The organism is Leifsonia shinshuensis (assembly GCF_014217625.1).
Lineage (GTDB): Bacteria > Actinomycetota > Actinomycetes > Actinomycetales > Microbacteriaceae > Leifsonia > Leifsonia shinshuensis_A.
Genome location: NZ_CP043641.1, coordinates 3895482 through 3911009 on the forward strand (window position 1 = coordinate 3895482; position 15528 = coordinate 3911009).

Here is a 15528-nt window from a genome sequence, read left to right on the forward strand (position 1 = left end):
CCTTCGGTCGAGACCAGCGTGATCCTCGGGCGGATCGCCGGGCGGGCCGAAGGTCCCGCGGTGTGACGCACGCGGGCGCGGCCGATCACGTCTCCTGCGTGTGCCCCTCCTGCTCGGGTTCGCCGGTGACCTCCAGGATGGCGAGTTCCTCGAGTGCCTCCGGTCCGCCGCGGCGGGCCACCCCGAACAGGTAGACCGCGTCGAGGACGCCGAGCGTGTTGGTGAGCAGCAGCGTGACGAACCACGGCTTGCTGCCGTTCCTGGCGGCGCGCCAGAGCGAGGCGCCCTTCCAGGCGAGGCTCCAGGCGACGACCGCGACGACGAGGACGCGGCCGGCGGGCGGCACGTCGGACATCCCCATCCGGGACGCTTCGTAGTGGTTTCTCATGACGTCATCAGACCGCGCGGGCCGCCGGCACGGCAAGGGCCGAAGGTCCTGGTCGGCCGCGCGCGGGCGCGGCAGGCTCGACCGTGAGGCGATGGGGAGACGAGGGGGAGCGGCGATGGCGATCGACGGGCGGACGGTGGTGGGGTTCGACGGCTCGCCGTCGGCGTGGCGGGCGCTCGACTGGGCGGCCGAGCGGGTGGCGGCGCGCGGTGGTGCGCTGGAGGTGGTGCATGCGATCGACTCCCGCCTCGGCGGGGCGGTCTTCGGGCCCCGCTTCGACCTGGAGACGACCGTCGAGGTCGGGCTGGCGCAGGCGAGGAACCACGTCCGCGCGCTCGCGCCCGGCGTCGCGGTGGACGTGCGGTGGGTCGAAGGCCCGCCGGCGAACGCCCTCCTCGGGGAGGCGGCGGGCGCCGCCCTGCTGGTGGTGGGGACCGACAAGGGGCCGTCGCGGAGCGGAACCCGGATCGGCACCCTCCCGTTGAAGCTCGCGGCGAAGGCCGACTGCGTCGTCGCCGTGATCCCCGACGCGCCCCGGCCGACGCGGAACGTGGTGGTGGTCGGGGTCGATCGCTCGGCGTTCGCACGGTCAGCGCTGGCGCTCGCCGTGACAGAGGCCGGCTGGTCCGGCGCGGAGGTCGAGGCTGTGCACGCCTGGGACGTGCCCGAGGCCCTGCACGCCGCCCTCGACTCCGGCGAGCACGCCGATCCGGCGTTCCTGAAGCGCGAGCGGGCCGTGATCCCGGAGGCGATCGCGGACGTCCCGATCGCGCGCTCGGCGCCGATCACCGACGTCGTACTGCGTAAGAACCCGGCCGAGGCGCTCATCGAGCGCGGCGCCGGGGCCGTCGCCGTCGTCGTCGGGACGCGCGGCCGCGGCCGGTTCGCGGCCTCCCTGCTCGGCTCGGTCAGCCACGACGTGCTGCAGAACCTGCCGTGCCCGGTGCTGGTCACGCCGAAGGAGTTCTCCTTCGTCGTGCCGAGCGGACCGGACGACAGGGACGAGTGGTGACGACGCCACGAGGCGCCCGCACGATCAGCGTCGGCGTTCTCAGCGGTCGGCCATAGGGCCGGAGGTCCCGGCCCGGAGGGGACTTTGTGCCCTGTGGCGGCGTGGGCGCCGGCGGCAGGGTCGGCGCCAGGTGGCAGCGAGGTACGGAGCCGTTCGAAGGAGGAGAGGCCATGAACGACAGGACGGTCGTCGGATGGGACGGCTCGGAGGAGGCAGGCGTTGCGCTCGAGTGGGCTGTGCGGCGGGCGAAGGCCGAGCACGACTCGATCGTGCTGGTGGACGTCGAGGACGTCGACGCTCTCGCACCGGGCCAGGTCGTCACCGACGAGATGGTGGCCCGTCGCCACCTGGCGGCGGACGCCGAGGCGCAGCGCGTGACCGACGCCAACGGCGGGCTCCGGGTCAGCACGCATGTCATGGCGGGGGAGCGCCTGGACGAACTGCAGCGCTTCTCGCGCGCCGACAACCTCCTCGTGGTCGGGACGGGACGGCGGCACTGGCCGCACGTCCGCTACGACTGGTCGTTGGGTTCGCGGCTGGCGGCGCGCGCCCGCGGTGCGGTGGCCGTGATCCCCGCTCTCCCGGAGCCCACGCACACGGCCGTCGTCGTCGGCGTCGACGGGTCGGAGGTGTCGCTGAAGGCGGCACGGTTCGCGGCGCGGGAGGCCAGGCGGCTCGGCGGCCGGCTGCGGCTGGTGCACGCCTGGCTCGACCCGCTGGTGGGGATCCCGGAGGTACAGCAGCCCGACGGCCGTTTCACGGTCGACCTCGAGGCGGAGCACGACGCGATCCTCCAGTCGGTCGCCCGCACCGTTCGTGCGGCGAACCCGGACCTGGAGGTCACGGCCTCCCTCATCCGGGACGACGCGAGGCAGGCCGTCCTGTCGAGCCTCGGCGACGCTGCGCTGCTGGTCGTCGGGACCGAGCAGGCCCGCGGCCTCGACCGCATGATGCTCGGCTCGGTGAGCCACGCGCTCATCCTGGCGATCCGGGTGCCGACCATCGTGGTCGCGCCGGAGTGCCTGATCTGAGCCGAGCCGCGGCTCAGCTCTCGCGTGGCTCCACCCGGAGCAGGTCGTGCACCTGCCGCACGTGGGGCGACGCCCACGCGCTGCGCACGGCCTGCTGGTGCTCGGTCCAGGAGCCGACGGACCCGGTGAGGGTGATCTCGTCCCCGTCGACGGTGACGGCGATGCGGCCGGCGTCGAGGATGGCGTTGCGCACCAGCGCATTGCGGATCTCCTCGGCGACATCGTCGGCCTGCGGCCTGCGCGTGAGCTCGATCCGGCTCTCGACCGAATGGACGCCGTGCAGACGTTCGACCGCGCGCTTGGCGGCCACCCGTTCGGCGTCCCACTCGACCTCGCCGGTCAGCACCACGCGGTGTCCCTGGACGTCGGCCCGGATGCCTTCCCTGGGCACGCCCGCCGTCCAGGCGAGGATGCCGTCGACCGCGGCGGCGAGCGTGCGTCCGTGCGGGTCGCCGCCCGGCTCGGGCAGCCGGAGCTCGTCTGCGACGGTGCGGACGCCGGCGACGCGCTGGGCGGCTTCCACGACCGCGATGCGCTCGTGCAGGGTAGCGACCTCCCCGGTGAGGGTGATCACACCGCCGTCGACGGCGACGCCGACGGCGGGTGCGGTGACCTCCGGCGTCCAGGCGAGCTCCGATTCGACGGCCCTGCGGACCGCGAGATCGCTGAAGGTGGATGCCGACGTGCTCGACGTGGCCGACTCCGGTGCGCTGCTGATGCTCATGGCTCCCAGCATCGGCGTGCCGGGGCGCGCTGGGTGAGTCGAAGGTCCCGCCGGTTCGAGCGGCCTCCGGTCAGGCGCGCCCGCGGTGCTCGAGATGGAGCACCGCGGCCTGCGTGCGCCGCTCCAGGCCGAGCTTCGCCAGCAGCGAGCTCACGTAGTTCTTCACCGTCTTCTCGGCCAGGCCGAGGCGTTCGGCGATCTGGCGGTTGGTGCGGCCGTCGGCGATCAGCGCGAGCACTTGCCGCTCGCGGAGGCCGAGCGACGCGAACCGCGGATCGTCCGCCGGCTCGCGCAGGGTCGCCGAGACGCGCTCGGCCATGCGCGGGTCGATGAGGCGCTTGCCGCGGTGCGCGGCCCGGATGTCCTCCAGCAGCGTGCTGGCGCGGATGTCCTTCACGACGTAGCCGTCCGCTCCCGCGATGATGGCGCTGCGCAGGGCGTCCTCGTCGTCGTACGCGGTGAGCATCAGGCAGCGGATACCCGGCTCGCCCTGCTTGACCGCCCGGCAGACGTCGATGCCGCTGCCGTCGGGCAGCCGCACATCGAGCACGGCGACGTCGGGCCGCACGGCGAGGATCCTGGCCCGGGCCTGGCCGGCTGTGGCCGCCTCGCCGACGATCTCCATGTCGTCCTGGGCGTCGATCAGCGCGACAACGCCACGGCGGACGATCTCGTGGTCGTCGGCGAGGAAGACGCGGATCGGCGCCGGGCTCATCGGACCCTCTCGGCGGGCACGGGGAGCCGGAGGCGCAGGCGCGTCCCCTGCGGCGTCGACTCCACGCTCAGCACTCCGGCGCGGCGCTCGGCCCGCTCGGACAGGTTGGCCAGTCCGCTGCGCCTGCTCGTCTCGCCGATGCCGGCGCCGTCGTCGGCCACATCGACCGTGATCTCGTCCGCGGACGCCACGACGTCGACCGTGGCGGTGTCGGCGCCCGCGTGCCGGACCACGTTGGTGAGCCCCTCCCGCACGAACGCCGCCACATCGTCCGCGAGCGCGGCGTCCGACACCAGGTCGACGGGGCCCGAGAAGGAGACCGTCGCCGGCCGGGGGAGGCCCTCGCCGACCTCCTGCACGATGTCGAGCAGCCGGTGCCGGAGGCTCCCGCCGGGTCCCTGCTGGTGCGACAGGGAGAAGATCGCGGTGCGGATCTGCGCGATCGCGTCGTCGAGCGAGTTCACCGTGCCGTCGATCCGGTCGGCCAGCCGGCCGGCGCCGAGCGCCGACTGCACGCTCTGCAGTTCGAGCCCGACTCCGAAGAGCTGCTGGATGACGTGGTCGTGCAGGTCCCGGGCGATACGCGCCCGGTCCTCCAGCAGCGCGACGCGCTCCCGGTCCGCGCGTGCCTCCGCGAGCTCCATCGCCAGGGCGGCCTGGCGCGAGAACGTGACGGCGCGTTCGAGTTCGAAGGCGGTGAAGGGCGCCTCGTCGCTCGCGCGCACGGCGATCAGCACCTCGGGCGACCCGGTCTTCCCGTCGAACGGGACGACCAGCGCGGGTCCCGGCTCGCCGCCGTCGGCGAGCGGATAGCCGCTCAACTCCTCCAGCCGGGTCGGCTGCCCTCCTTCGACGGCGCTGCGGACCCGATCGTTGTCCAGCAGCAGGCCGGCGTCCCCGACCGGGCCGTCGTTGCGTCCGAGCATCGGGGCGACCTCGTCCGCTTCAGCCGTCCCGAGGACGACGACCGAGCGCGCGCCCAGCAGCGCCGCGGCGCGGGAGGCGAATTCCTCGTGCGCCTCCGCGGCGTCGCTCCCCAGGATGCTGGCGGTCATCTCCGCGGCAGACGCGCTCCAGGCCTGGCGCGCGACGGTCTCCGCGTAGAGCCGCGCATTGTCGATCGCGAAGCCCGCGTTGGCGGCCAGCGCCTTGACGAGCTGCTCGTCGTCCTCCGTGAACCCGCCGGAGACGGGGTCGGTCAGGTAGAGGTTGCCGTAGACAGAGTCGCGGACAGTGATCGGGACGCCGAGGAACGCCGTCATCGGCGGGTGGCCCGCGGGGAAGCCGGAGGAGCGCGGGTCGTCGGCGATCGAGTCCAGGCGGATCGGGCGCGGGTCGTCGATGAGCGCGCCGAGCAGTCCGTGGCCCTCGGGGAGGTGCCCGATCCGGCTGACCACGTCGTCCGACATCCCGACGTGGATGAACTGCTCCAGCCCGCCGCCCTCGGCGATCACCCCGAGCGCGCCGTACCGCGCCCCGACCAGCTCGACGGCGGCCTCGATGATCGTCCGCAGCACGACCGGCAGTTCGAGGTGCGACACCACCGCCCGGTTGGCGCGCACGAGCGCGCGCAACCGGCCCTGGGTGTCCAGCACCTTGCGCGCCTGCTCCACCAGCTCGCCGAGGGCGCGATCGAGTTCCGCCCGAGGCGCGTCGGGGAACGTGATCGGCTCATCGTCCGGGATGGCGGGCCTCCTCTCGGTGGCGGCAGCGCGCAACGGGCCGCAGGCCGGAAACGCCGCGTGCCCTCACGCGCCGAGTGTAGCTTCCGGCGGCGTCGTGTACACCTGGGTGTCCTGGCCGACCACCACGGTCGGTGCGGCGAGGTCGAGCACGAGCCCGTGGGAGACCGAGCCCAGCCAGGTGCGCTTCCAGCCGGTCAGCCGTCTGCTGCCGACGACCAGCATCGAGGCGTGCTCCGACTCGACCCGGAGGCCGGAGATCGGGTTCTGGCGAAGCAGGACGGAGCGCACGGCGACCCCGGGATGCAGCCCGTGCGCGGTACGAACATGGTCGTCGAGCAGCTCCTGCCGCTCGCTCTGCTGCGAGGTGACGAAGTCGTCGTCGGGGACCACGAGCGGCTGCTCGGACAGCGGGGCCACCCAGCAGTGCACGATCGTCAGCGGCTGCCCGAGGTCCTCGGCTTCGCGGGCCGCGAACTCCAGCGCGAGCCGCCCCACCTCGGAGCCGTCCACCCCCACCACGACGCCCGTCCGCGCCTCCGCGGCCTCCGCCTCCTCGACCGGGACCACGGCCACGGGACCGGCAGCCGCGGTGGCGAGTCGCGATCCGAGCGACCAGCCGTACCGGACGCGTGGTCCGACCCGGTGCCGGGTGCCGACCACGACGAGCGTGTCGGAGCGCGTCTGCCCGCTCAGCACGTCGAGCGGATTGCCGACCAGGAGCTCCGCGGCGGACACGACGCCAGGATGCGATGCGTTCAGCTCCTCCGCCCGGGAGTCGAGCCGGTCCTCCTCCTGCTCGGTCGCCCGGTCGAGGGCGGCCGTGTCGCCGAGGTAGAGGGCGTCGTCGACGACGTCGAACAGCTCGATCGTCGACCCTCCCTCGCTAGCGCGGCGGAGCGCCCAGTCCAGCGCCGCCTCCGACCCCGTGGAGCCGTCCCAGCAGACCACCGTCCGATCGGTCATCGTCCGTTTCCTTTCACGAGGCGACCCGCAGGACCAGCGAGCCGCCGGCCGTGCCCCGTCGCAGATCATCGATGGCGCCGGCCAGCCCGTCGAACGGGACGGCCGTCACCGTCGGACGGAGCCGGAGGTTGCGGGCGAGAGCGAGGAACCGCGCGCCGTCCTCCCGGGTGTTCGCCGTCACGGTGCGGAGGTCGCGTTCGCGGAACAGCGACTCGGTGTACGACAGCGGCGGGAGGTCGGACATCTCGATGCCCGCGAGGACGACCGTCCCGCCGCTCGCCGTGGCGCGCAGCGCGACCGGGACGAGACCACCGGCCGGCGCGAACACGATGGCGGAGTCCAGCGGCTCGGGCGGCTCCTCGTCCTCCTCGCCGACGAAGTCCGCGCCCAGCTTCTGCGCGAGGGCACGGTTCTGCACGCCGCGCGTCATCGCGAACACGCGAGCGCCCTCGGCCATCGCGAGCTGCGCTGTCACGTGCGCGCTCGACCCGAAGCCGTAGATGCCGAGAATGCCGCCCGGCGGCAGCTGCGCCCGCCGGAGCGCGCGGTAGCCGATGATGCCGGCGCAGAGCAGGGGAGCGGTCTCCAGCGCGTCGGCGTCCGCCGCGATCGGATAGACGTAGGCGGCCGGAGCGACCAGGTACTCGGCGAAACCGCCGTCCGCGTCCCAGCCGGTGTACTCCGAGAACGGGCACAGGTTCTCGGCTCCCCGGCGGCAGAAGACGCACTCACCGCACGTCCGCCGCAGCCAGGCGACGCCGACGCGGGCTCCCGGCTCCAGCGACGTCACAGCGTCGCCGATGTCGACAACGGTGCCGATCGCCTGGTGGCCGGGCGTCACCCGCGCCCGGTGCACGGGGATCTCGTGGTCGATCACGTGGAGGTCGGTGCGGCAGATCCCGCACACTTCGACTTCGACCAGGACCTCGTCCGGGCCGGGCTCCGGCACCGTCGCCGCGACCAGCTCCAGGCCCCCGCTCGTCCCCGTGGTGCGCCACGCCCTCATCACCGCCATGTCCCGCCTCCCGTTCCGTCTCCGAGTCAAGTTCAGGTCCCGACCCGCGGGCGGGCCGAAGGTCCCACGGGACCTATGGCCCTGCGAGCCGGCGGACCGGGTGATCAGACTGCACACGGAGGTGCCCCCATGGAGATCCGCAGGTACATCGTCGGCGTCGACGGCTCGGTGCCGGCCCGCGCCGCCATCCGCTGGGCGCTCGCGGGGGCACGCGAGCGCGGCGTCGGCGTGACCCTGGTGCACGTCGCCGACGACGAGTGGGGCGCCGTGGGCTCGCGGCTCATCGAGGAGGTGGACCAGGACGCCGGGAAGCGCCTCGACGAGGAGCTCGACTACGCCCGCTCGCTCGGGACGGGGGTGCCGGTCGGCGGGGAGGTCCGGCTCGGCAGCCCGATGGCGGAGCTCGCGTCGTACAGCGATCCGGGGACGATGATCGTCGTCGGCACCCACAAGACCGGCTTCCACTACGGGCGGGCGTTCGGCTCGCGCAGCCTTCAGCTCGCGAACCTCGCAACGGGCCCGGTCGCGATCGTGCCGGAGGCGGCCTCGCGGATGCGCCGCGGCGTGATCGTCGGCGTCGACGACACACCGGCGGGGGAGGCGGCGGTCGACCTGGCGGCGGACCTGGCCTGCGACCACCACTGCGAGCTGATGACCGTCCGCTCGTCCGAGGCGCACGTCCCCTTCGACGTCGAGGACGGCGATGAACGCCGCGACTGGCAGCTGCGCAGGGACGACGAGGCGCGGGGCGTCCTCGCGTCGGCCGTCTCGCGCGCGCGGGCGCGCCAGTCAGGCATCGTCATCCGCAGCCGTGTGGTGCGCCGGCCGGCGGGGGCCGCCCTCAACGAACTGGCCCGCAGCGCGGAGCTCCTCGTGATCGGGGACTCGCGCCGGGCGCACGCGCAGCTCGGCAGCCTCGGCGCTGTCGCGTACGACGTGCTGCTCAACCTGTCCTCGCCGACGATCGTGGTGCACGCCCCGACCGCCGAGGTGCGGCGGGAGCAGTCGAGGACGGAAGGAGAGAGCCATGTCATCGGATGAACCGGTCCAGGTGCTGGACCGCGACGAGTGCCGGGAGGTCTTGAAGGCCGGGATGGTCGGCCGGCTGGCGACGGCCGTTGGCGGAGAGCCGGACATCTACCCGGTCAACTTCTACTCCGACGGGTCGAGCATCCTGATCAGGACGGCCCCCGGCACCAAGCTGCTGGAGCTGACGGTGCACGACACGGTGGCGTTCGAGACGGACGGCTGGACCGACGAAGAGGCCTGGAGCGTCGTCGTGCACGGTCGGGCCAGGCAGCTGGACCACCAGGCCGAGATCGACGAGGCGGACAAGGCGCCATTGCAGCCCTGGATCCCCACCCTCAAGTACCGCTACGTTCACATCGACATCGACTCGATGTCCGGCAGGAAGTTCCGGCGCGAGCCGGAGCCCGAACGCTGGTGAGCCGCGGCACGGAAGGAAGCGCATCATGACAGACGAGCCACTCACGGACGAGTCAGAGGACCGTATCCACCCCGGCGGCCGCATCGTCGTCGGGATCGACGGCTCGGCGGAGTCGCTGGCGGCGCTCCGCCGCGGCGCCCGCATGGCCGAACGGCTCGGCTGCAGCCTGGTCGGCGTGACGGTGTGGGAGTACCCGCCGTCGTGGCCCGGCTACGTGATGGGCGGCTGGGATCCCGAGCGGGACGCGCGCACCATCGCCGACGACGCGGTGCGCGAGGTCTGGGGCGGCACGGCGCCGTCGTGGTACTCGACGGTGATCCGCTCCGGGTCGGCCGCCCGCCAGCTGATCGCCGAGGCGGAGGACGCCGAGATGCTGATCGTGGGAAGCCGCGGCCTCGGCGGGTTCACCGGGTTGCTGCTGGGATCGGTGTCTCGGTCGGTGGTGGAGCACGCGGACTGTCCGGTGCTCGTGATCCACGGATCGTGATCGGCGGCCTCTGAGCGGCGACCCCGCTCAGACCGCGGCCGTCGCCCTCAGCGCGGCGCCGATCGTGCGGCCCCATTCGCGGGCGTCGTCGAGCTGCCCGGCCTCCAGTGCACTGTCCTTGTCCACCAGGAAGCTGTGCTTCGCGAGCAGCCGGTGCGACCCGAGCCTGCGCAGGCGCTTGTCGATGGCGACGGCTGCCGAGCCGCTGAAGATCTCCGTCATATCGGCGCGCGTGTCGAATGCGGCGAAACGTGGGGGCACGTCGCCGCAGGTCTCCAGCCACTCGCGCACGCCGATGCCCTCGGCGTCGGGTTCGAGGGTGAGCCGGCGCGCGGGGTCGTCGCCCCACTTCGCCGCCTCGACCCGGGTGGAGGGCCGGCTGAGCGAATGGACGTGCGTCGGGGCGCCGACGAGCAGGAGGTCCGCCTCCGGGAAGGCCTCCGGCGCGTCCTTGACCTTGATGAGAGTCACCGACGCGAACGGCCTCAGTCCGTCCGCGACGGCCTCGGCCACCCGGCGGGTGCTCCCGAACATGGACTCGTAGACGATGGCCGCGCGCGCGGCCGGTGCGGTGTCGTTCATGCCGACACCCTCGCGTCCGTCGCGCACCGCAGGGAGGGCCGAAAGTCACGCGGGACTTTCGGCACTGGGGAGGAGGCGGCGCGACTGCGAGGCTCGAGCCGTTCGAGTGGCGGGAGGACGCGATGACGAACACCATCATGGTCGGGGTCGACGGCAAGGCCGAACACCGGGCGGCTCTGGAGTGGGCGGCACGCCGCGCGGCGCGCGACGGCGCGCGCCTGGAGATCGTCTTCGTGCTGGAGCGCTCCTGGGGCGACGGGGCGGATGCCCCCGGCGATCTGCTCGTCCTGGCGGCGAAGTCCCTGCTGGCGACCGAGCGGGAGGCCGCCCTCCGCGCTGCTGAGGCCGCATCGGCCCGGGTGCCCGCGCTGACCGGGCCGGAGCCGTCGCCAGGGCTGCATCCGCTCCTGGAGGTCGGCACGCGGTACCTGTACGGTCACGTCGGCGCCGAGCTGGCGTCGGCGTCCCGGGACGCCGACCTCCTCGTGGTGGGCGCCCGGTCGCGCTCGGAGCGCGACCGCGGCTTCGCCGGCTCGCTGCACCTCCGCGTCGCCGCGACCGCGGGCTGCTCGGTCGCCGTGGTGCCGCACGGCTGGACGGGCACAGGAGTGGGCGTCGTGGCCGGTGTCGACGGAAAAGCGCCCGCCGAGGCCGCCGTCGCGTTCGCGGCGGACGAGGCCGCGGCGCTCGGCGAGCCGCTGCGCCTCGTCTGCGTCGGCTACACCGCCAACCCGCTGCTCGCCGGCCTCGTGCCCGAGGTGTCGCTCGACGACCGGAGGCAGCGGATCGTGGCGGCAGCGGCCGAGAGCGCACGCGGGCTCCGCCCGGACATCGACGTCCGCGCCGACGTGATCGAGGCGGCGCCCGCGCGGGGCTTGGTCGAAGCGGCGGAAGGCCGCAGAATGCTGATCGTGGGAACCCGCGATCGCCACGGCGCCAAGCGCATCATGCTCGGCTCGGTCGGCCACGACGTGCTGCTGAACGTCCACGTGCCCGTCGTGATCGCGCGAGCGCACGGCGAGGCCGAGTGAGCGGCGCGCCGGGCACGGTGGCGGCCGTCGACACCGCCCCGCCGAGCCCGGTGCGAGTCGCGGCCGCGCAGGATGTCGCGACCGTCCTCGGCGGCCAGGCCACCACGGCCTCCGGCCTGACCGACGCGGAGGCTGCCGCCCGGCTCGCCCGGGTCGGCCCGAACGCGGTCCGCGGCCACCGGGCGCGTCCGTGGCGGGTGCTCGGGCGGCAGGTGCGGAGTCCGATCCTCATCCTGCTGTTCGTCACCGCGATCATCTCCGCGTTCGTCGGCCAGGGGACGGAGGCGGTCATCATCGCCGTCATCCTCGTGGTGAGCGTCGGGCTCGGCTTCGTGAACGAGTTCCGGGCGGAGCAGGCGGCCGACGCCCTGCACGATCGGCTCCGGCACACGTCGATCGTGCTGCGCAGCGGCGCGCGCCGGAGCGTCGACGTCACCGAGCTGGTCCCCGGCGACCTCGTGCTGCTCTCCGTGGGCACGGTCGTCCCGGCCGACCTGCGCCTGGTGGAGGCGAACGGCCTGGAGTGCGACGAGAGCATCGTGACGGGCGAGGCGCGAGCGGCGGCGAAGTCGGTCGCACCGGTGGCGGTGGGCGCCGGTGTCGGCGACCTGGCCTGTTGCGCGCTCATGGGCACCGTCGTCCACGCCGGGGGCGGCGCCGGCGTCGTGGTCGCGACCGGCGGCGCGACGGAGTTCGGCCGGATCGCCGTCGGCCTGACCGCGCAGCAGCCGCAGACCGAGTTCCAGCGCGGGCTCGGCCAGTTCTCCACGTTCCTGCTGCTGGTGGCGATCATCCTGACCACGCTGATCTTCGTGGCCGCGCTGCTGCTCGGGAGACCGCTGATCGAGTCGCTGCTGTTCTCCCTCGCGATCGCCGTCGGGATCACGCCGCAACTGCTCCCGGCCGTCGTCAGCACGAGCCTCGCGGCCGGATCGCGCGCCCTCGCGCGCCGCCGGGTGCTGGTGAAGCGGATGGTCTGCATCGAGGACCTGGGCGACCTCGACCTCCTGGTCACCGACAAGACCGGGACGCTCACGACCGGTCGGATCGTCTTCGACCGGCCGGTGCCGCTGGACCACGTGGAGGCCGACGAAGTGCTGCTGCTCGGCCTCCTGGCCACGGACACCGACCCGGCGGCGCCGCAGACGGTCGGGCTGAACGCTCTCGACGCGGCCCTCTGGGAGAGCACGGAGGCGGCGTCGGCCCCGGTCGGCGCGTACCGGCGCCTGGACGCCGTGCCGTTCGACCACGAGCGCCGCATGGCCGGAGCCCTGGTCGCCGCGACGGGCTCCGCGCCGATCGTCGTGGTCAAGGGCGCGCCCGAGTCGGTGCTGCCGCTGTGCGCGGACGTCGACCCCTCCGCGTCCGCGACGCTGTCGCAGCTGTACGCCGCCGGCTCCCGCGTGATCGCCATCGCCACCCGGGCGGCCGACGACCTGGTCGCGCTGACCCCCGCCGACGAGAGCGGCCTGACACTGCGCGGCTTCCTGGCGTTCGTGGACGGTGTGAAGCCGGACGCGCGCGCGTCCCTCGCGCGGCTGGCCGGCCTGGGTATCGGGGTGAAGATCGCCACCGGCGACGGCGCCGTCGTGGCCGAGCGTGTCTGCAGCGAGCTCGGCATGCCCTCCACGGGCACCCTGACCGGCGACGCGGTCGACGCGCTCGACGACGCGCACCTGGGGGAGGCCGCCCGCGCCGCCACGATCTTCGCCCGCGTCTCCCCCGAGCAGAAGGCGCGCATCATCCGCGCCCTTCGGCAGAAGGGCCGCGCGGTCGGCTTCCTCGGCGACGGCGTCAACGACGCACTGGCCCTGCACAGCGCCGACATCGGCATCTCGGTCGACTCGGCCGTGGACGTGGCGAAGGACGCCGCCGACGTGCTGCTGCTGGACAAGGACCTCGACGTGCTCGCCGACGGCGTGACGGAGGGCCGGCGGATCTTCGCGAACACCATCAAGTACGTACTGATGGGCACCTCCAGCAACTTCGGCAACATGTTCAGCGCCTCGATCGCGTCGGTCATCCTGCCGTTCCTGCCGATGCTGCCGGGCCAGATCCTGCTCAACAACCTGCTCTACGACTCCAGCCAGCTCGCCATCCCCAGCGACAACGTGGACCCGGAGCAGCTCCGGGTGCCGTCGCACTGGGACATCGGCGCGATCCGCCGTTTCATGCTGCTCTTCGGCCCGATCAGCTCGCTCTTCGACTTCGCGACGTTCGGGCTGATGCTCTTCGTGTTCCAGGCGGCGCCGCCCGAGTTCCGCTCCGGCTGGTTCATCGAGTCGATCGCGACGCAGACGCTCATCGTCTTCGTCATCCGGACCAGGCGGGTGCCGTTCCTGCGCAGCCGCGCCTCCCTGCCGCTCGCCGTCTCGGTGCTCGCGGTCGTGGCCGTCGGAGCGTGGCTGCCCTACTCGCCGCTGGCCGGCCTGCTCGGCTTCACCCCGCTGCCCGCACTGTTCTTCCTCGCCCTCGTCGGGCTCGTGCTGGTGTATCTGGTGCTCGTGGAGGTGGCGAAGGTCTGGTACTACGCCCGGCTGAGCGCGCCGCGGGCGCCGGCGGAGCGCCGTCGGGCGTACCCGCACCGGGTGGCGCGGCGGGCCGCGCGGTTCACGACCCGGTCTCCGCGGGCAGGCTGACCGTCTCCCCGAACTCCGGCACGCGTGCGCCCCAGCCGAGCGTGCGCCGGATCCGGACGCGCAGCGCGTCGGCGGCGTGCGGCTCGCCGTGCGTCAGGTAGACCGCGCGCGGCGAGGCGGGCGCAGTGCTCAGCCAGTCGACGATCTGGCCGGCGTCGGCGTGGGCGGAGAGCATGTCCAGGACGTGGACCTGCGCGCGGATCGGGATGTCGCGGCCGTAGATCCGCAGGCTGCGCTCGCCGCGGCGCAGGGCGTCGCCGCGGGTGCCGCCCGCCTGGAAACCGGTCAGCACGATCGCGTTGTGCGGATCGGAGCCGTACGCTGCGATGTGGTGCAGCACCCGGCCGCCCTCGAGCATCCCGCTCGCGGAGATGATGATCGCCGGGCCGCCGCGCAGGTTCAGCAGCTTCGAGTCGTCCACCGTGCGCACCAGGGTGGCGAGCCGGTACATCGCCTCGAACTCGGCGGGGCGGATGCGGTGCTCCTCCGGGTGGCGCGCGTAGATCTCGGCGGCGTCGACGGCCATCGGGCTGTTGAGGAACACGGGGACGTCCGGGATGGCGTGCCGTGCCCGCAGCCGGCTGAGCTGAAGCAGGAGGGTCTCGGCCCGGCCGACCGCGAATGCAGGAAGGATGACGACCCCGCCGCGGCTGCACACGTTCCGGACGATCTCGCCGAGCGGCCACGCCGGGTCCGTCTCGGGATGGAGACGGTCTCCGTACGTGGACTCGCACACGAGGACGTCGGTCGCCTCCAGTGGTCGCGGCGGCTTCATGAGCGTGTCGTCCGGCCGGCCCAGATCGCCGGTGAAGTGCAGCCGGGCGCCCTCGGCGACCAGGTGCACCTGCGCGGCGCCGAGGATGTGGCCGGCCGGGACGAACCGCACCGTGAGACCCGCGACCTCCAGTTCCTGGTCGAAGGGGTGCGGCTGGAAGCGCTCCAGCGCGGCGAGCGCGTCCTCCTCCGTGTAGAGCGGGCGCGGCGTCGCGTGCTTGGAGCTGTGGTGCCGCGCGGCGAACTGCGCCTGTTCTTCGAGCAGCCGGCCGCTGTCCGGCAGGATCAGCGCACTCAGCTCCGCGGTGCCGTGCGTGGTGTGGATGCGCCCGCGGAAGCCGTCGCGGACCAGGGCGGGCAGGTAGCCGGTGTGGTCGAGGTGGGCGTGCGTCACCACGACGTCGTCGATGCTCGCCGGCTCGACCGGGAACGCGCTCCAGTTGCGTTCGCGGAGCACCTTGTAGCCCTGGAACAGCCCGCAGTCCACCAGGACGCGGCGCCCCTGCGATTCGACCAGGTAGCGCGAGCCGGTGACGGTGTCCGTCGCTCCGAGGAACCGCAGGGTCGCGGTCACGGTGTCACGACCCGGTCGCGGCGGAGGAGCCCTAGGCCGAGCAGGACCAGCCCGAGCTCGGCCAGTCCCGCCGCGAAGTAGGCGGCCTGCAGCAGGCTGAACGGGATGAACATCATCTGGACGAAGATCCAGATCAGCAGACCGAAGCCGGCCACGGCCGCGAGGAGCGGACCGGACCGGGAGCCGCGTCCGACGAGCACGGCGGCCAGGAGCTGAGTCCCGCCGACGACGACGGCCAGCACGAGGCCGGGCGCGAGGTAGGAGGCGAACGGGCTCCCGCCGAGGAACGACCGGTCGGGGACCGCTCCGCCGAGCGTGGACGAGCCGGCCGCGCCGATGACCAGAGCGGCGCCCCCGGCGACCGCCGTGGTACCCACGAGTGCGGCCAGCGCGGTCAGGACGATGCGGGTCCAGCGTGACATGACTCCTCCGATGCTCGCGGTTCGAGCTTCGCCGGTCGC

General features: G+C 73.4%; 16 protein-coding genes. 7 read left to right on the forward strand and 9 right to left on the reverse strand.

Features of this window, described 5'->3' with window-relative positions:
- Positions 1-85: 85 nt before the first annotated feature.
- Complete coding sequence (locus F1C12_RS18970; protein WP_219732652.1) at positions 86-388, reverse strand: DUF5652 family protein; 303 nt, start codon at positions 386-388, stop codon at positions 86-88.
- Here F1C12_RS18970 and F1C12_RS18975 point away from each other — a divergent pair.
- Both F1C12_RS18975 and F1C12_RS18980 read left to right on the forward strand, forming a co-directional pair.
- The gene (locus F1C12_RS18975; RefSeq protein WP_258046015.1) at positions 387-1400 is read left to right on the forward strand and encodes a universal stress protein; all 1014 of its coding nucleotides are present in this window, start codon (positions 387-389) and stop codon (positions 1398-1400) included. The two genes, F1C12_RS18970 and F1C12_RS18975, sit on opposite strands and share 2 nt — an antisense overlap.
- A 170-nt stretch (positions 1401-1570) precedes the next feature.
- Positions 1571-2431, forward strand: a complete 861-nt coding sequence (locus tag F1C12_RS18980) for a universal stress protein (RefSeq protein WP_185276402.1) — start codon at positions 1571-1573, stop codon at positions 2429-2431.
- 13 nt (positions 2432-2444) lie between these two features.
- On the opposite strand, the gene F1C12_RS18985 is transcribed toward F1C12_RS18980, so the two are convergent.
- The 5 genes from F1C12_RS18985 to F1C12_RS19005 all read right to left on the reverse strand — a co-directional run bounded on the left by F1C12_RS18985 (position 2445) and on the right by F1C12_RS19005 (position 7533).
- Positions 2445-3155, reverse strand: coding sequence for a BON domain-containing protein (locus F1C12_RS18985; RefSeq protein ID WP_185276403.1), 711 nt, complete (start codon positions 3153-3155; stop codon positions 2445-2447).
- Between the two features lie 70 nt (positions 3156-3225).
- A complete protein-coding gene (locus F1C12_RS18990) occupies positions 3226-3870 on the reverse strand; it encodes a response regulator (protein ID WP_185276404.1) in 645 nt (214 codons plus the stop codon).
- Positions 3867-5588 (reverse strand): GAF domain-containing sensor histidine kinase, encoded by a 1722-nt coding sequence (locus F1C12_RS22850; RefSeq protein ID WP_308457990.1) that lies wholly within the window; start codon positions 5586-5588, stop codon positions 3867-3869. The genes F1C12_RS18990 and F1C12_RS22850 overlap by 4 nt, the downstream gene beginning before the upstream one ends.
- A gap of 30 nt (positions 5589-5618) precedes the next feature.
- Positions 5619-6518, reverse strand: a complete 900-nt coding sequence (locus F1C12_RS19000; RefSeq protein WP_185276405.1) for a universal stress protein — start codon at positions 6516-6518, stop codon at positions 5619-5621.
- Positions 6519-6531: 13 nt separating this feature from the next.
- A complete protein-coding gene (locus tag F1C12_RS19005) occupies positions 6532-7533 on the reverse strand; it encodes a zinc-binding alcohol dehydrogenase family protein (protein ID WP_219732653.1) in 1002 nt (333 codons plus the stop codon).
- Positions 7534-7662: 129 nt separating this feature from the next.
- On the opposite strand from F1C12_RS19005, the gene F1C12_RS19010 reads away from it, so the two are divergent.
- From F1C12_RS19010 to F1C12_RS19020, 3 genes are read left to right on the forward strand one after another with little or no spacing between them, the layout of a single operon-like run.
- Entirely contained in the window at positions 7663-8574 is a 912-nt protein-coding gene (locus F1C12_RS19010) for a universal stress protein (protein ID WP_185276406.1), read from the forward strand.
- Positions 8561-8980 (forward strand): pyridoxamine 5'-phosphate oxidase family protein, encoded by a 420-nt coding sequence (locus F1C12_RS19015; protein ID WP_185276407.1) that lies wholly within the window; start codon positions 8561-8563, stop codon positions 8978-8980. The genes F1C12_RS19010 and F1C12_RS19015 overlap by 14 nt, the downstream gene beginning before the upstream one ends.
- A gap of 25 nt (positions 8981-9005) precedes the next feature.
- Positions 9006-9467: a universal stress protein gene (locus tag F1C12_RS19020; RefSeq protein ID WP_185276408.1), complete on the forward strand. Its 462-nt coding sequence runs from the start codon at positions 9006-9008 to the stop codon at positions 9465-9467.
- A 27-nt stretch (positions 9468-9494) separates the two neighbouring features.
- Here the strand turns inward: F1C12_RS19020 and F1C12_RS19025 are convergent, their stop codons facing one another.
- Positions 9495-10049 (reverse strand): flavodoxin family protein, encoded by a 555-nt coding sequence (locus F1C12_RS19025; RefSeq protein ID WP_185276409.1) that lies wholly within the window; start codon positions 10047-10049, stop codon positions 9495-9497.
- A gap of 122 nt (positions 10050-10171) precedes the next feature.
- Between F1C12_RS19025 and F1C12_RS19030 the strand changes: the two genes are divergently transcribed.
- Together F1C12_RS19030 and mgtA are read left to right on the forward strand one after the other, a co-directional pair.
- Complete coding sequence (locus F1C12_RS19030; protein WP_185276410.1) at positions 10172-11080, forward strand: universal stress protein; 909 nt, start codon at positions 10172-10174, stop codon at positions 11078-11080.
- Positions 11077-13719: a magnesium-translocating P-type ATPase gene (mgtA, locus tag F1C12_RS19035; RefSeq protein WP_258046016.1), complete on the forward strand. Its 2643-nt coding sequence runs from the start codon at positions 11077-11079 to the stop codon at positions 13717-13719. The genes F1C12_RS19030 and mgtA overlap by 4 nt, the downstream gene beginning before the upstream one ends.
- Here the strand turns inward: mgtA and F1C12_RS19040 are convergent.
- Both F1C12_RS19040 and F1C12_RS19045 read right to left on the reverse strand, forming a co-directional pair.
- Positions 13691-15067 carry an MBL fold metallo-hydrolase RNA specificity domain-containing protein gene (locus tag F1C12_RS19040; protein WP_185276411.1) on the reverse strand — a complete coding sequence of 459 codons (1377 nt, stop codon included), beginning with the start codon at positions 15065-15067 and terminating at the stop codon, positions 13691-13693. The two genes, mgtA and F1C12_RS19040, sit on opposite strands and share 29 nt — an antisense overlap.
- Positions 15064-15489, reverse strand: coding sequence for a hypothetical protein (locus tag F1C12_RS19045; RefSeq protein WP_185276412.1), 426 nt, complete (start codon positions 15487-15489; stop codon positions 15064-15066). Before F1C12_RS19045 ends, F1C12_RS19040 begins: the two co-directional genes overlap by 4 nt.
- Positions 15490-15528 lie beyond the last annotated feature (39 nt).

What these genes read in the sequence shown, in the direction of transcription:
- F1C12_RS18980 (WP_185276402.1), top strand. Translation starts at nt 1,571, where the DNA reads ATGAACGACAGGACGGTCGTCGGATGGGACGGCTCGGAGGAGGCAGGC.
- F1C12_RS19025 (WP_185276409.1), bottom strand. Translation starts at nt 10,049, where the DNA reads ATGAACGACACCGCACCGGCCGCGCGCGCGGCCATCGTCTACGAGTCC.
- F1C12_RS18990 (WP_185276404.1), bottom strand. Translation starts at nt 3,870, where the DNA reads ATGAGCCCGGCGCCGATCCGCGTCTTCCTCGCCGACGACCACGAGATC.
- F1C12_RS19030 (WP_185276410.1), top strand. Translation starts at nt 10,172, where the DNA reads ATGACGAACACCATCATGGTCGGGGTCGACGGCAAGGCCGAACACCGG.
- F1C12_RS19010 (WP_185276406.1), top strand. Translation starts at nt 7,663, where the DNA reads ATGGAGATCCGCAGGTACATCGTCGGCGTCGACGGCTCGGTGCCGGCC.
- F1C12_RS19045 (WP_185276412.1), bottom strand. Translation starts at nt 15,489, where the DNA reads ATGTCACGCTGGACCCGCATCGTCCTGACCGCGCTGGCCGCACTCGTG.
- F1C12_RS19005 (WP_219732653.1), bottom strand. Translation starts at nt 7,533, where the DNA reads ATGGCGGTGATGAGGGCGTGGCGCACCACGGGGACGAGCGGGGGCCTG.
- F1C12_RS19020 (WP_185276408.1), top strand. Translation starts at nt 9,006, where the DNA reads ATGACAGACGAGCCACTCACGGACGAGTCAGAGGACCGTATCCACCCC.
- F1C12_RS18975 (WP_258046015.1), top strand. Translation starts at nt 387, where the DNA reads ATGACGTCATCAGACCGCGCGGGCCGCCGGCACGGCAAGGGCCGAAGG.
- F1C12_RS19000 (WP_185276405.1), bottom strand. Translation starts at nt 6,518, where the DNA reads ATGACCGATCGGACGGTGGTCTGCTGGGACGGCTCCACGGGGTCGGAG.
- F1C12_RS19015 (WP_185276407.1), top strand. Translation starts at nt 8,561, where the DNA reads ATGTCATCGGATGAACCGGTCCAGGTGCTGGACCGCGACGAGTGCCGG.
- F1C12_RS18970 (WP_219732652.1), bottom strand. Translation starts at nt 388, where the DNA reads ATGAGAAACCACTACGAAGCGTCCCGGATGGGGATGTCCGACGTGCCG.
- F1C12_RS18985 (WP_185276403.1), bottom strand. Translation starts at nt 3,155, where the DNA reads ATGAGCATCAGCAGCGCACCGGAGTCGGCCACGTCGAGCACGTCGGCA.